A 13,764-nucleotide genomic window follows, 5' to 3' on the forward strand; every position below is an offset into this window, starting at 1 on the left:
GTGCGCGGGCACAGATGACAATCCGTGCAAGCCACCGCCATTTTTTCTTCTTCTGGCCGTGGGCAGTTTTTTGCCCTGCCATCCCTCCTTAGCACCCCTGCGCAGCCCATGGCGACCGACTCTTTTGCCGACCTTCTCTCGCTCTACATGCGCCGCATCCGCGCCAGTGCCTCGGGCGTGGCCACCGAAATCGGCCTGAGCCGCGAGGCGGTGAACAACTGGCGCAACGGCGTTTCTACCCCCAACGTTCGTTCGCGCGACCGTGTGGTCGCCTGCACGCGCTACCTGCGCCTGACCGAGAGCGAGGCCAACCGCCTGCTCAGTGCTGCCGGCTTCGAACCCGAGTTTCCGCTGCAGGCCGAGTCCGTGGGCGCCCAGCCTTTTGCTGCGTTCCAGGGCCGTGTGTTCGCCCAGCTGGCGCAGGCCGTGCCGTACCCCATCTCGATGCTGCTGTCACCCGCGCACTGGGGGCAGCCGCCGTTTCGGCAAGAGTTGCTGCAGCGCGCGCGTGCGCAGTATGGCGAGGGCTCGGTGCTGCACATCCAGCCGCCGTACAGCGTGAGCACCGCGCAGGCCGATTACTTCGCAGCCATCGGCCGCCAGTGCGGCCTGGGCGAAGTAGCGTCGGACTACGAATTCGAATCCGCGCTGGAGCGCCGCCTGCTGGCGGGCGAGCGCATTTTCTGCCTGGTCAGCCGCTTTGAGCAAGGCACGCCCGCGTTGCGCGAAACCCTGGCGGGCATTTTGCGCAGCCTGAGCGAGATGCACAGCGGCCGCCTGCACCTGCTGCTGTGCGGCGGTGAGGCGCTGGCCGACCTCAAATACCGCAGCGGCGACCTGTCGCTGCTCAACATCGCGCAGGTCAACCACTGGCCCGACCCGTCGCTGGACGACCTGATGCAACTGGCCCGCCACCGCTGGCCCGAGCACACCTGGACCGGGCCGGTGGTGGCCGAGTTGCAGGCGCTCAGCGGCGGCCACCCCGCGTTGTTTGAAGAGGGGCTGCAATGGCTGGTGGACCAGGGTGTGGGCGATGGACATGCGTCGTCCAGCGCACTGCGCACGCACCTGGCCAGCAGCCCGCGCCTGTGGCAGACCTTTTTGCCGCTGGCCCAGGCGCCTGCCACCCGCACGCGTTTGCAGCAGCTGCTGCAGGCCGACGACCTGGGCCGTGCGCGCCCCTATCTGCAAGACGACGAACTGCGCAGCCTGTTCTGGGGCAACCTCATCCATGTGCGCGGCACGGGCGATGCGGCGCGGCTGCACTGGCGCTGCGCCACCATTCGCGATGCGGGTTTGATGGTGCTGGATTCATGCTCGACCGACTGAAGCCCCTGCTGTCCAAGGCCGTGGTGCGTGCGGTGGCCATTGCGGCGGTCACGCTGTTCGTGGGCAGCGCGCTGTTCACGCCCCAGCTCAACCCGGTCACGCGGGGCGCGTTCCTGGCATCGGTCAATGTTGGCCCCGTGTGGGGCGAGCTGGTGCAGTGGCGCGTTGCCCTGATCCAGGCGCGCAATGAGCTCGGTGCCTGGCCCAAGGACATCCAGGAATACGCGCCGCGCATTGCCAACCCGCAGCTGCGCGTAACCTCCCCGCGCCCCAACGTGCTGCAGGCCGACATCGCCCACAACCCCGAGCTCGGCAAGCTGGCCGGCACGCAGGTGGTGGTGGAGCTGAAGCCCGGCACCCACACCTGGACGTGCCGGCCCGGCAACCCGCCCATTCCCTCTGGCTACCTGCCCATCAACTGTCAGGAAGGCAGCACCGACGACTTCGAGCCCGCCACCAAGCCCGCGCCCGATGCCGACCCGTTCGCCTGGCTGCGTTCGCTCATCCTGTGGTGCGCAGTGATCTTTGCCGTGGGCGCCGTCGTGTGGGTGGTGCGCCACCCCCTGATCGGCGCGGGCCAGCTGCGCCCTGCGCGTCTGCGGCGCACACCCCTGGCGCGCCTGCCGCAGATCGACCGGCTGCTGCGCTGGCTGCGGCGGCTGGAGGCCACCTTGCTGGCCGCCGACATCCGCATGGTGGACTGGCGCCGCGCCGTGCTGTGCGCCCAGGCCACGGGCGCCGACCATGCACCGGCCCTGGCACGCGCATTGGCCGAGCGCGTGTCGGCCCGCTGCCAGCCCAGCAGCGACTGGGCGCTGCCCGGCCAGGTGTTCGAGTGGCAGTTTCCGCCCGACCTGCCCGTGTCGCTGGACCGCTGCCTCGTCTTTGTGCCCACCCCGGGCATCGACGAAGCCACCGCGCTGCGCCAGCTGCGCGCCGCGCAGACCGGCAGCGACGTGCTGTTGATCCTCAGCGAGCACAGCGTGGAAACCCCGTGCCCGCTGCTGCGCGCCCACGCCGATGACCGCGCCAATCTGCACGTGATGGTGGACAGCGCCAGCCAGACCGAGTGGCTGATCGGCGGCGAATCGCTGCAGGTGCTGCTGCGCCAATTGGCCGCGCAGCTGCGCATCACCCGCATCTCGCCGTACCAGACGCGTGGCGGCGTGACCCGCGAAGGCGCCTTCTTTGGCCGCGCACAGCTGCTCGCCCGTGTCATCAACCGCGAGCCCGCCAACTACCTGGTGGTGGGCGGTCGCCAGCTGGGCAAGAGCAGCCTGCTCAAGGCCGTGCAGCGCCGCCTGCAAGGCCACCCGCACACCGTGTGCCACTACGTCTCGCTGCGCGACCACCGCCTGGCGCCCCGTATGGCGCTGCAGTTTGGCCTGGCCGCCGACACACCACTCGAAGCCATCGTGGACCACCTGCAGGCCCAGTACGAGGGCAAGCGCCTGGTGCTGCTGATCGACGAGGCCGACCTGTTCTTCCGCGACGAGTCGAACCACGGCTACGCCCAGTTGTCCACGCTGCGCGCGCTGAGCGAAGAGGGGCGCTGCTGGTTCATGCTCGCGGGCTTCTGGGACCTGTACGCCACGGCCGTGCTCGACTACCAGAGCCCCTTGCGCAACTTTGGCGAAGTGCTGGCCATCGGCGGGCTGGAGCGTGCCGCCTGCCGCGAGCTGGCCACCGAGCCCTTGCGCAGGCTGCGCCTGGGCTTTGCCAGCGACACGCTGGTGGAAAAGCTCGTGGACGCCAGCGGCCAGCGCGCCAACCTCGTCGCCATCCTGTGCCAGGAGTGCCTGGAAGCCCTGCAGCCTGGCGAGCGCGCCATCGAAGCCCGCCACCTCACGCAGGCCCTGGCCTCGCAGGCGGTGCAGGACGCACTGGCCGGCTGGGGCCGCCTGAGCCACGACGAGGCCGCCTGCCGCCTCGACCGCATCGCCGTCTACCACACGGCCCAAGTCGGGCAGACCGGCCTGGTGGCCCTGGCCCAGCTGCTGCAAAGCCACGGCATCACCGCCGACGCGCAGGCGCTGCGCCAGTCGCTGGCCCGCCTGCAGCTGGCCTATGTGCTGCGCAAGCAGGACGCCGACTACCGCTTTGCCATCCCGCTGCTGCAGGGCCAGTTCGAGCCGACCGAGGTGGAACTGCTGCTGCGCCAGGAGCTGGCGATGCTGGCGCGCAGCACGGTAAAAATATGAGCCAAATTGGCCGCCAGCGCTTGATGGATAAGCGCTAATAGCTACTATTTTTGTAGTAATCCGCAGCAACCCCGTGCCGCAGGCGATTCCACCCCGGCCTTGTGCACATCCCGCATGCGCAGCATGTCGCCCCAGCGGGTGGCGAGCTGCGGCGCAAAGCCCACTTCGCCGTCAAACCGCGCGGGGTTGGCATAGGTGCCAAACAGCATGTCCCACACCGGCAGGTCGCCATAGTTGCGGGCATGCACATCGCGTTCGTGGTGCAGTGCGTGCATCTCGGGCCGGGGCAGCAGCCAGCCCAGCCAGCGTGGGGTGTGGATGTTCCAGTGCTGAAAAATGCTGAGCACCGCCAGCAGGGCCGTGGTCAGTGCCGCGGCTGCGGGCGCCAGCCCCAGCACCACCGTGCCCAGGGCCACGCCCATACCGGTTTTGACCAGCACCTCGAAGGGGTGCACCACATAGGCGCCTGGCACATCCACGCGCGGCGCAGCATGGTGCAGCTGGTGGCCCATGCGCCAAAGCCCATCGAACCGGTGCTCGGCCCGGTGCCATGCGTAGTGCACCAGCGACAGCACCAGCAGCCCCACCGGCACACCCCACAGGCTCAGCGCGCTCAGGTCGAGCACGCGCAGCGCGGCGAACCCCGTGGCCTGCAGCAACCAGGGCACAAGCGAGCCCACCATGGCCGTCAGCACAAAAAACGCCACGCCCAGCCGCTGCCAGCCGGGCACGGGCGCATAGCTGCGCGCGGGTGAGCGCGCCTCCACCGCCCACATCAGGGCATAGGCCGTGGGGACCAGCAGCGGGGCCAGCAAGGGGAAGTGGGGGGCGTCGATCATGGAAGGCCTTTCTTGGTGAGCATATGTGCGTCGATGTGCACATGTTGTGTGGAAAAAATGGGCACATTGCTGTGCCCGCTTGGCGGAGTTGGCTTGGCGGGGGAGGATTCTTTTGGCGACGGTCAACGGGGGCAGCACAGCGGCTGCAGGGTCTGTAGCAGGGTGGTCAGGGCCTTCATCTGCTCCAGCACACCGTCGCCATCGATGGCGTAGAAGGTGTGCCGCCCCTCGGTCTCCGACCGCAGGATGCGCGCACGCTCCAGCACCTGCAGGTGGCGCGCCACCACGGAGCGGTCTTGGGGCACCTGCTCGGCAATCGAGCCCACATCGGCGCGGCCCTGCAGCACCAGCACCCGCAAGATGGCCACGCGCGCGGGTTCGGACAATGCTTTGAAGAAGGCGCTGTCCAGTGCATCAATGCAGGCGGCGGCAGCGGTTTCGCGGGGGGAGGTCATGGGTAGAGCATATGTGCACATTAATGCACATGTCAACCTCGCGGCAATCCCCTTTGCCGGACCCCTCCGTCAGCCTGAGGGGGTGTGGCCCACTTCGGTCATGGCTCGGGCCAGGCCACCACCACCACCGCCCCGCGCTTGCGCCCCGTCTCCACATACGCGTGCGCAGCGGGCAAATCGGTGAAGGGGTAGGTGCGGTCCACCACGGGCTGCAGCGCACCGGCCCGGGCCAGATCCACCAGCATCTGCAGGTCCTGCACACGCTCGGGCGCAGGGCCGCCGATGCTGCGGCGTGTGCCGCGCGGGCGGGCCAACAATTCCATCAGGCTGCCCGCCACCGACAGGTAGCGGCCGTGCTCGTTCAGGCTTGCCAGGCAGGTGGCGAAGCTGCTGGCGCCCACGGTGTCGGCAATCACGTCCCAGCGCTGCGCGGTTTGGGTGAAGTCCTGCGCGGTGTAGTCGACCACGTCGTGTGCGCCGAGCGCCAGCACCAGCGCCACATTGCCCGCGCTGCACACCCCCGTGACCAGCGCACCCCGGTGCCGCGCCAGCTGCACCATGGCGCTGCCCACGGCGCCCGACGCGCCAATCACCAGCACCCTCTCGCCCGCCCGCACCTGGGCCTTGTTCAGAAAGTGCAGCGCTGCCAAACCACCAAACGGCAGGCTGGCCGCTTCGACAAATGACAGCCGCGCGGGCTTGTGCACCAGGGGCTTGGTGGCGGGCAGCACGCAGTATTCGGCATGGCAGCCCATGGCAACGCCGGCCACGCCCAATACGGCGTCGCCCGGTTGAAAGCCCTGCACGTCACGGCCCACGGCCTCCACCACGCCGGCCACGTCGGTCCCCAGCACCGGCTGGCGTGGCCGCGCCAGACCAAACGCCAGCCGTCCCAGCAGCCCAAATCCACGCGGCAGGTTCTGCGTGCGAATGCGCACGTCGGCCGACGACACGCTGGCCGCAAGCACCCGCACCAGCACGTCGCGCGGGCCGGGTGTGGGGCCGGGGCGCGTCTGCAGCTCCAGCACCTCGGCGCCCCCGTAGTCGTGGCACACCCAGGCCCGCAGGGTGGTGGGAGCGTGGGCCGCAGAGGGGCTGGCAAACGGGGCTGCGGATGTATGGGGGGTGTCGGGCATGGGGGTTGGCAAGGTCACGGGAAGGGAGGGCAGATACGCGCAGCCGCAGAGCGTAGGCAGATACATCTCCCGCACGCAACCCGACCTTGGGTGGGGTACCTGGCGATCCTCCCGCCCAGTCCATCGTGCAGTACGCTTAAGAACCTGTTCAAGATCTTTTCGGGGATCGCATGGGAGTGCAATCGGGATGAGTGGATGCTTCGGATGTGCCGCATGGGCTCGTGCCCATGCCAGCAGCCGGGGCGTCCAATCGCCCGATTTCACTCCAACCCTTCGGGCAAGGTACTTGTGCGACCCTGAAAAGATCTTGAACAGGTTCTAAGACACACTGCGGAGGCACCCCTTGAACCCCACCCTCTACACCGTGGCTTACCCCGAATGCGATGCACAAGACCTGCTTGCCGTGGACACCTGGCGCGCCGACAACGACCCCACCGGCCATGCGCTGATCCGTCCACATTTCACGCTGGTGTTTGCTGGTGACGGGGTGGACGCCACCACCTACCTGGCCCATGTGGCGGCGGTGGCGGCGCGCACTGCGGCCATCGCCTTTCACTGCCGCTACGCGATGCTGGGGGCCGACGCCTGCAGCCAGCGCACCCATGCTTACCTGGTGCCGGACGAGGGCTACGCCGCGCTCTCGTTGCTGCACGATGCCCTGTACAGCGGCCCGCTGGCCGACCACCTTCGGCTGGATCTGCCCTACACGCCCCATATCACGGTGGGGGCGTTTGCCTCCGCCGCGCGAGCGCGGCAGTGGTGCATTGACCGCAACCTTGCAGGTGTCTCGTTGCCCGGCCGCGTGGAGGCGCTGTGGGTGGGGCAGGTGGTTGAGGGGCGGTTTGAGCACCTGGGGCAGTTTGCGCTGGCGGGCTGAACCCCTGCGGCTGCCCCTACACTGCGGCCATCTGGTTCCTCCAAGGCCGTGAGGCCTTGGACTTCTACGGGAGGTTTGGACAATGCCCATCCAGCTCGATCACCTCATGGTGCCCGCCCGCGACAAACTGGCCGCCGCCCGGCTGCTGGCCGAACTGCTCGGCGTGCCCTGGTCCGAAACCGGCGTCGGGCCGTTTGCGCCCGTGTTCGTGAACGATGGTTTCACCATCGATTTCGACGAATGGCCCGAGCCCATTCCGCGCATCCATTACTGCTTTCGGGTGAGCGACGCGGAGTTCAGCGCCATCCTCGGGCGCATCCAGGCCGCGGGCATCCCGTACCGCAGCGCCGTGCACGGCCCCGTGGACGGGCAGGTGGACACGGCCCACGGTGGCCGCATCGTCTACTGGAACGAGCCCGATGGGCACCAGTGGGAGATGCTGACCGTGAGCTACGCGCGCGCTACAGCGGGTTGAGGGCTGAATTCCAAGTGAAATTGGCCGCCAGCGCTTAATCTATAAGCGCTACTAGCTATCAAATTTATAGTAATTGCCGCCTGTGATTCAAGGCCGCTGCGCCATCACCAGCGCATACAGCGCCTGCGCCGCCACGGACAGGCTTTCGTCCCGCCGCCGCACCAGGTAGATCTGCCGTGTGAGCCCGGGCAGCGACAACGGCCGCGTGACCAGCCCCGGCTGCTCGAAGTGGAACAGCGTGAGCGCCGGCACCACGCTGATGCCCAGGCCCGCGCGCACCATGCCCATCACGGTGGCCAGTTGCTCCACCTCCATCAGCGTGTGCATGGCCTGCGGGTGCAGGGCGGCCTCCAGGTACTGGCGCACGCTGCTGGTGCGGGCCAGGTGGATGAACGGCCAGGCGGCCAAGTCCTGCGCGGTGATGGCTTTGCGGCGGCGTGCCAGCGGGTGGTCTGCGGGGCACACCAGGTAGAAGTTATCGCTGCAAAAAGGCTCGGCCTGCAAAGCAGGGGTGTCGGCGCGGATGGCGGCCAGCGCAAAGTCGGCATGGCCGCTGGCCACGCGCTCGATGCACGGCTCGGACAGCACGTCGGCGATGTCGATCTCGATGCCGGGGTGCGCCGCGCGGTACTGCGCCAGCACGGCGGGCAGCCAGCCCGCAGCAAGCGATGGCAGCAGCGCCACGGCCACCCGCCCGCGCTGCAGGGTGGCGGCATCGCGGAGAGCCCCGAGCGCATTGGTGATCTCGCTGCGGATGCGGCGGGCTGATTCCAAAAAGTTCTGCCCCTCGGGCGTCAGGTCCACATGCCGCGTGCTGCGGTCGAAAAGGCGCAGGCCCAGGTCGTCCTCCAGTGCGCGGATCAGTGCGCTGAACGCGGGCTGCGACAAATGGCACAGCGCTGCTGCGCGCGTGAAGCTTTGCTGCTCTGCCAGCGCAATAAAGGCATCGAGCTGGCGGCTGGAGAGGTGGGCAGTGCTCATGGGGGAGGGCGGCGGCTGGTAAACCGGCTGCTGATTGATTTATCTGAAATTCAGATGGATTCATTGGAACAATCGATTTCACAGAATACCGCAGTCTCTCTAAAGTGCCCCCAGGAGACAACAAACCCATGGTGAACAACACCCCTCTGCGCATCGGCTGCGCAGCCGGCTTTTCGGGCGACCGCACCGACGCGGCCCTGCCCGTGGTGCAGGCGCTCATCGCCAGCGGCCAGCCGTCCGTGCTCATCTTCGAGACCCTGGCCGAGCGCACGCTGGCCCTGGCGCAACTGGCCCGCCGCACCGACCCCGATGCCGGCTACGAGCCGCTGCTGGCCGACCTGCTGCGCCCCGTACTCGGGCTGTGCCTGGCGCACGGCGTGCGCATCGTCAGCAACTTCGGCGCGGCCAACCCGCACGGCGCCGCACGCCGCATCCACGCGCTGGCAGCCGAGCTGGGCCACTCCCGCCCACGCATTGCCGTGCTGCAGGGCGACGACCTGAGTGGCCCCGCCCACCGCGCACTGCTGCAGGACGCCCTGGGCGATGCCATGCCCACCGAGCCCATCGTCAGCGCCAACGCCTACATCGGCGCACAGGCCATTGCCGATGCGCTGCGCGCCGGGGCCGACATCGTGGTCTGCGGCCGCGTGGCAGACCCGTCGCTCGTGCTGGGCCCGGCGCTCGCGCACTACGGCTGGGCCCCTGACGACTGGGACCGCCTGGCACGCGCCACCATGGCCGGGCACCTGCTCGAATGCGGCGCGCAGGTCACGGGCGGCTACTTTGCCGACCCCGGCTACAAGGACGTGCCGGGCCTGGCGCAACTGGGCTACCCCATCGCCGAGATCGATGCCGACGGCCACTGCACCATCACCAAGCCGCCCGGCACCGGCGGGCGCATCGACGAGCGCACCGTCAAGGAGCAACTGCTGTACGAGCTGCACGACCCCGCGGCGTACCTCACGCCCGACGTGGTGGCCGACATCAGAGAGGCCCGCGTGCAGGCCGTGGGCACCGACGCCGTGCGCCTTACCGGCGTGCAGGGCCATGCGCAGCCCCCTACGCTCAAGGTCAACGTGTGCTTTGAATCCGGCTGGTTCGCCGAGGGCGAAATCTCCTACGCCGGCCCGCGCGCCGAAGCCCGCGCACGCCTGGCGGGCGAGGTGCTGCGCGAGCGGCTGAGCGGCCTGGGCCCACTGCGCATCGACCTGATCGGCGTGACCAGCATCTTCGGCGACGACACCAGCCGGTGGCTGGATGCGCCCGCCAGCGACAGCGGCGACGCCCACAACGACATGCGTGATGTGCGCCTGCGCGTGGCCCTGCAGCACCGCGACCACGCCAGCGCCCAGCGCCTGGTGCGCGAGGTGACCGCGCTCTACACCTGCGGGCCTGCCGGCGGCGGCGGCGTGCGCACCGCCATACGCCCGCGCCTGGGCACGGTGTCGTGCCTGGTGCCGCGCGATGCGGTGGCCGTGCGCTTTGAGATGGTTGATTGAGGGACCACCACCATGACTTCTGCAACCCAGGCCGCAACCCAGCCCGCCTCCGCGGCAACCATCACTGTTCCGCTTTATCGCCTGGCCCACAGCCGCACCGGCGACAAAGGCAACCGCTCCAACATCAGCGTCATTGCCTGGCACCCCGCGCTCTGGGATGCGCTGGTCGACCAGGTCACCGAAGCCGCCGTGGCCCGCCAGTTCGCGCTGCGCCAGCCGCGCCAGGTCACGCGCTACCTGCTACCCGAGCTGCAGGCTATGAACATCGTGCTGGACGATGTGCTGGACGGCGGCGTGAACGACGCGCTCAACCTCGACAGCCACGGCAAGGCGCTGAGCTACCTGCTGCTGGACATGCCCGTCACCGTGCCCGCCGCGCTGGCACCGCACTTGGGCGGGCCGCCACCGCCATAGCCGTCGCATCTTTTCCGGGTGACCGATTACTTTTCCCGCTTCCCGCTTCCCGCTTTTCCATACCTACACACAAGGAGACAAACATGAACCCATCCACTTCGCTGTTGAACCTGGGCCGACGCCACGCGATGGCCGCTGCCGTGCTGGCGCTTGGCGCGCTGCAGGGCGGGGCTGCCCATGCGCAGGCTTACCCGGCCAAGGCCATCACCTTCGTCGTGCCCTTTGCAGCCGGCAGTGCCACCGACCAGCTGGCGCGCGCGCTGGGCCAGTCCATCACCACGGACACCAAGCAGGCGGTGGTCATCGACAACAAGGCCGGTGCCAGCGGCATGATCGCGGCGTCTGCCGTGGCCAAGGCGGCGGCCGACGGGTACAGCGTGCTCATCACCACCAACACCACACACGCGGCCAACGAGCATTTGTACAAGAAGCTCTCGTACGACCCGGTCAAGGACTTTGCGCCGGTGACGGGCCTGGGCAAGGGCGGGCAGGTGCTGGTGGTCAATGCCAGCGCGCCGTACAAGAACGTGGGCGAGCTGCTGGCCTTTGCCAAGAAGAACCCCGGCAAGCTCAGCTTCGGCAGCGGCAGCTCGTCGAGCCGCATGGCCGGCGAAATGCTCAAGCAACTGGCCAGCGTGGACATCCTGCACGTGCCCTACAAGAGCAACCCGCTGGCCATCACCGACCTGCTGGGCGGGCAGATCGACCTGATGATCACCGACACCTCCACCGGCGTGCCCCAGGTCAAGGCGGGCAAGCTGCGGGCCCTGGGTTACTCCACCCAAAAGCGCAGCGCGCAACTGCCCGATGTGCCCACGCTGGACGAAGCCGGCGTGAAGGGCTACGACATGGGCTACTGGTTTGCGGCCTATGTGCCCGCCGGCACGCCCGCACCGGTGGTGGCGCGCCTGAACGAACTGCTGACCGCCGCCACCAAGAGCGCGGCGGCCAAGAGCTTCTTCGACAACGCCGGCTCCGAGGCGTGGACAACCAGCCCGGACGACCTTGCCAAATTCCAGGCCGCCGAGACCCAGAAGTGGGGCAAGGTGATCAAGGCCGCCGGCATCGAGGCCGAGTAAGCCGACCGCCCGGCGCGGGCTGACCAGCCCCGGGTTTCATTCTTTCCGTCCATTTTTCTCACGCCGTCTGCCGTTCACCGGCAGGTGTGGGCGAAGCCTTGCCCGCGCGGTGCCACAGACGCCGCCATTTTTCCTTAGAGCCGCACAAGCGGCCACTACCACCCATCCATCCAAGGAGACAACATGCAATCCCTTCATGCATTCGGAAAACTCGCGCTGACCGCCGCTGCCGCTACGGCCTTCGCGGCCTGCGGAGGCAGCAGCAACGATGCCGCCCCAGGCCCGTCCTTCAAGCTGGCGATCACCGCCACCGAAGCCTTCCCCGGCAGCTACGGCGACGTGGGCGAGTACGAGCGCCTCACCGGCACCATCAGTGGCGAGGTCGACCCCAAGGACCCCAAGAACGCCACCATCCAGGACCTGGCGCTCGCGCCCACCAACGCCAACGGCATGGTCGAGTACCAGGCCGACTTCGTCATGCTCAAGCCCAAGAACATGGCCAAGGCCAGCGGTGTCTTGCGCTACGACGCACCCAACCGCGGCAACATCCTCACGATGCTGAACCCCACGGCCACGCCCAGCGACGCGGTGTACCTCGAGCGCGGCTACGTGATGCTGTACTCCGCCTGGCAGGGCGACGTGCCCAAGACCACCCCGGCGCGCCTCACGGTGACGGTGCCCGTGGCGAAGAACAAGGACGGCAGCAGCATCACCGGCCCCTACCGTGCCGAGCTGGTGCCCACCGTGGCTAGCCCGTCCATGACGCTGCCCGGCGGCGTGTTCAATGGCTCCATGATTCCGTACGAGCCCGCCAGCCTGGACAACACCCAGCCCGGCTACTCGCTCACCCGCCGCGCCAACGAGACGGATGCACGCGTGCCCGTGCCCGCAGCCGACTGGAAGTTCGCCACCTGTGACGCGGGCGCCAATGCCTTCCCCGGCACCGCCAGCCCCACCAGCGTGTGCCTCAAAGGCGGGTTCGACCCGGCCTACCTGTACGAGCTGGTCTACGTCGCCAAGGACCCCAAGGTCATGGGCGTGGGCCTGGCCGCGCTGCGCGACACGGTGAGCTTCTTTCGCAGCAAGTCGGCCGACTCGTCGGGCACGCCCAACCCGCTGGCGGGCCGCATCCAGTACACGCTGGGGCAGGGCACCTCGCAGTCGGGCAACGCGATGAAGACGTTCTTGCACCTGGGCTTCAACCAGGCGCTCGACGGTGGCAAGGTCTTCGACGGCATCTTCGCCCACGTGGCCGCGCGCCAGACCCACATCAACACCCGCTTTGCCGTGCCCGGCGGCGGCGGGGGCCTGCGCACCGACCACACGGCCTTCGGCCAGACGGCGCCGCGCGGGCTGGACAAGGACTACAACGACGACATCAGCGGCCGCCAGGGCGGGGTGATGAAGCGCTGCGCCGCCACCAGCACCTGCCCCAAGTTCTTTTTGGGCCTGTCGGGCACCGAGTTCTGGCAGCTGCAGGGCTCGCCCGTGCTGACCGATGCCCGCGGCACCAAGGACCTGACCCAGCCCGACAACGCGCGCATTTACTACTACGCCAGCACCCAGCACGGCGGGGCAGGGGGCACGGCCAGCATCGCGTATGCGCCTACGCGCGCCACCTACCCTACGGGCACGGTGGTGCAGTTCAACGACACCTTCCGCGCGCTGTTCCTGAACCTGGAAGACTGGGTGGCGCGCGGCACGCTGCCGCCCGCCAGCCAGGTGCCGCGCATCGACAACGGCACGCTGGTGCGGCCCGAGGCGCTGGCGTTCCCGGCCATGAAGGGGCTGACCTGGTCCGTGGGCGGCGTGCAGACGGCCATCCCTGAGTTCAGCTACCGGGGCCTGTACAACAACTTCCCGCTGTTCGACTTCGGGCCACAGTACATCCCGCAGGACGAATCGGGCATCGCCACCATCCTGCCCCCGCGCAACCTGGGCCGTGACTACGCGATCATGGTGCCGCAGGTCGATGCGTCCACCGGCCTCACCCGCGCCGGCATCCGCAGCGTGGAGGCGCGTGCGCCGCTGGGCACCAGCATCGAGTTCAACTACGTGGCCACGCCCGGCATCACCGATCTGGCCAACCTCACCGGCAGCTTCATCCCCTTCCACAAGACGCGCGCCGCGCGGCTGGCGGCGGGCGATGCGCGGCCGTCGCTGGAAGAGCTGTACGGCACGCAAGACGGCTACGTGACAGCCGTGACCGAAGCGGCCAACACGCTGGTGGCGCAGCGCCTGCTGCTGCAGCGTGACGCGGACCTGCAGATTGCGCGGGCCAAGGCGGCTGCGGTGTTGCCGTGAGGTGATGGGGTATGTGGGGTGGGGCTGTGGTTCTGGTGCCGTTGTGCCTCTTGGCGGCGGCCCCCTCTCCCCAAACCCCTCTCCCGCAAGGGGCGAGGGGCCAGAACACCGCCGAGCGTTCGAGCGCCCCTCAAAATCAAGCAAAAACAGCCACCAGCGCTTGATCCGTAAGCGC

Annotated in this window: 12 protein-coding genes; 8 read left to right on the forward strand and 4 right to left on the reverse strand. The window is 68.5% G+C overall.

What is annotated here, in order from left to right; all coding sequences use genetic code 11:
* The first annotated feature begins 108 nt into the window (after positions 1-108).
* Both ARADN35_RS0108445 and ARADN35_RS0108450 read left to right on the forward strand, forming a co-directional pair.
* Positions 109-1,329, forward strand: coding sequence for a radical SAM family protein (locus ARADN35_RS0108445; protein WP_010461057.1), 1,221 nt, complete (start codon positions 109-111; stop codon positions 1,327-1,329).
* Positions 1,314-3,530: an ATP-binding protein gene (locus ARADN35_RS0108450; protein ID WP_010461059.1), complete on the forward strand. Its 2,217-nt coding sequence runs from the start codon at positions 1,314-1,316 to the stop codon at positions 3,528-3,530. Before ARADN35_RS0108445 ends, ARADN35_RS0108450 begins: the two co-directional genes overlap by 16 nt.
* A gap of 44 nt (positions 3,531-3,574) precedes the next feature.
* Here ARADN35_RS0108450 and ARADN35_RS0108455 read toward each other — a convergent pair whose 3' ends face one another.
* The 3 genes from ARADN35_RS0108455 to ARADN35_RS0108465 all read right to left on the reverse strand — a co-directional run bounded on the left by ARADN35_RS0108455 (position 3,575) and on the right by ARADN35_RS0108465 (position 5,960).
* The gene (locus tag ARADN35_RS0108455; RefSeq protein WP_010461061.1) at positions 3,575-4,369 is read right to left on the reverse strand and encodes a sterol desaturase family protein; all 795 of its coding nucleotides are present in this window, start codon (positions 4,367-4,369) and stop codon (positions 3,575-3,577) included.
* A 122-nt stretch (positions 4,370-4,491) separates the two neighbouring features.
* Positions 4,492-4,824 (reverse strand): ArsR/SmtB family transcription factor, encoded by a 333-nt coding sequence (locus ARADN35_RS0108460; protein WP_010461063.1) that lies wholly within the window; start codon positions 4,822-4,824, stop codon positions 4,492-4,494.
* A gap of 98 nt (positions 4,825-4,922) precedes the next feature.
* Positions 4,923-5,960: an NAD(P)-dependent alcohol dehydrogenase gene (locus ARADN35_RS0108465; protein WP_010461065.1), complete on the reverse strand. Its 1,038-nt coding sequence runs from the start codon at positions 5,958-5,960 to the stop codon at positions 4,923-4,925.
* A 343-nt stretch (positions 5,961-6,303) separates the two neighbouring features.
* Here ARADN35_RS0108465 and ARADN35_RS26075 point away from each other — a divergent pair, with 343 nt between their 5' ends.
* Positions 6,304-6,837, forward strand: coding sequence for a 2'-5' RNA ligase family protein (locus ARADN35_RS26075; RefSeq protein ID WP_010461066.1), 534 nt, complete (start codon positions 6,304-6,306; stop codon positions 6,835-6,837).
* An 82-nt stretch (positions 6,838-6,919) separates the two neighbouring features.
* Complete coding sequence (locus ARADN35_RS0108475) at positions 6,920-7,312, forward strand: VOC family protein (RefSeq protein WP_010461069.1); 393 nt, start codon at positions 6,920-6,922, stop codon at positions 7,310-7,312.
* An 87-nt stretch (positions 7,313-7,399) separates the two neighbouring features.
* Here the strand turns inward: ARADN35_RS0108475 and ARADN35_RS0108480 are convergent, their stop codons facing one another.
* The gene (locus tag ARADN35_RS0108480) at positions 7,400-8,293 is read right to left on the reverse strand and encodes a LysR family transcriptional regulator (RefSeq protein ID WP_010461070.1); all 894 of its coding nucleotides are present in this window, start codon (positions 8,291-8,293) and stop codon (positions 7,400-7,402) included.
* A gap of 128 nt (positions 8,294-8,421) precedes the next feature.
* On the opposite strand from ARADN35_RS0108480, the gene ARADN35_RS0108485 reads away from it, so the two are divergent.
* From ARADN35_RS0108485 to ARADN35_RS0108500, 4 genes are all read left to right on the forward strand, one after another.
* Entirely contained in the window at positions 8,422-9,792 is a 1,371-nt protein-coding gene (locus ARADN35_RS0108485; protein WP_010461072.1) for an acyclic terpene utilization AtuA family protein, read from the forward strand.
* 12 nt (positions 9,793-9,804) lie between these two features.
* Positions 9,805-10,206: an AtuA-related protein gene (locus ARADN35_RS0108490; protein WP_010461074.1), complete on the forward strand. Its 402-nt coding sequence runs from the start codon at positions 9,805-9,807 to the stop codon at positions 10,204-10,206.
* Positions 10,207-10,289: 83 nt separating this feature from the next.
* Positions 10,290-11,285, forward strand: coding sequence for a Bug family tripartite tricarboxylate transporter substrate binding protein (locus tag ARADN35_RS0108495; RefSeq protein WP_010461075.1), 996 nt, complete (start codon positions 10,290-10,292; stop codon positions 11,283-11,285).
* A gap of 183 nt (positions 11,286-11,468) precedes the next feature.
* The gene (locus ARADN35_RS0108500) at positions 11,469-13,589 is read left to right on the forward strand and encodes an alpha/beta hydrolase domain-containing protein (protein ID WP_010461077.1); all 2,121 of its coding nucleotides are present in this window, start codon (positions 11,469-11,471) and stop codon (positions 13,587-13,589) included.
* Positions 13,590-13,764 lie beyond the last annotated feature (175 nt).

The organism is Acidovorax radicis N35 (genome assembly GCF_000204195.1).
In the GTDB taxonomy this organism is placed as follows: Bacteria; Pseudomonadota; Gammaproteobacteria; order Burkholderiales; family Burkholderiaceae_C; genus Acidovorax; species Acidovorax radicis.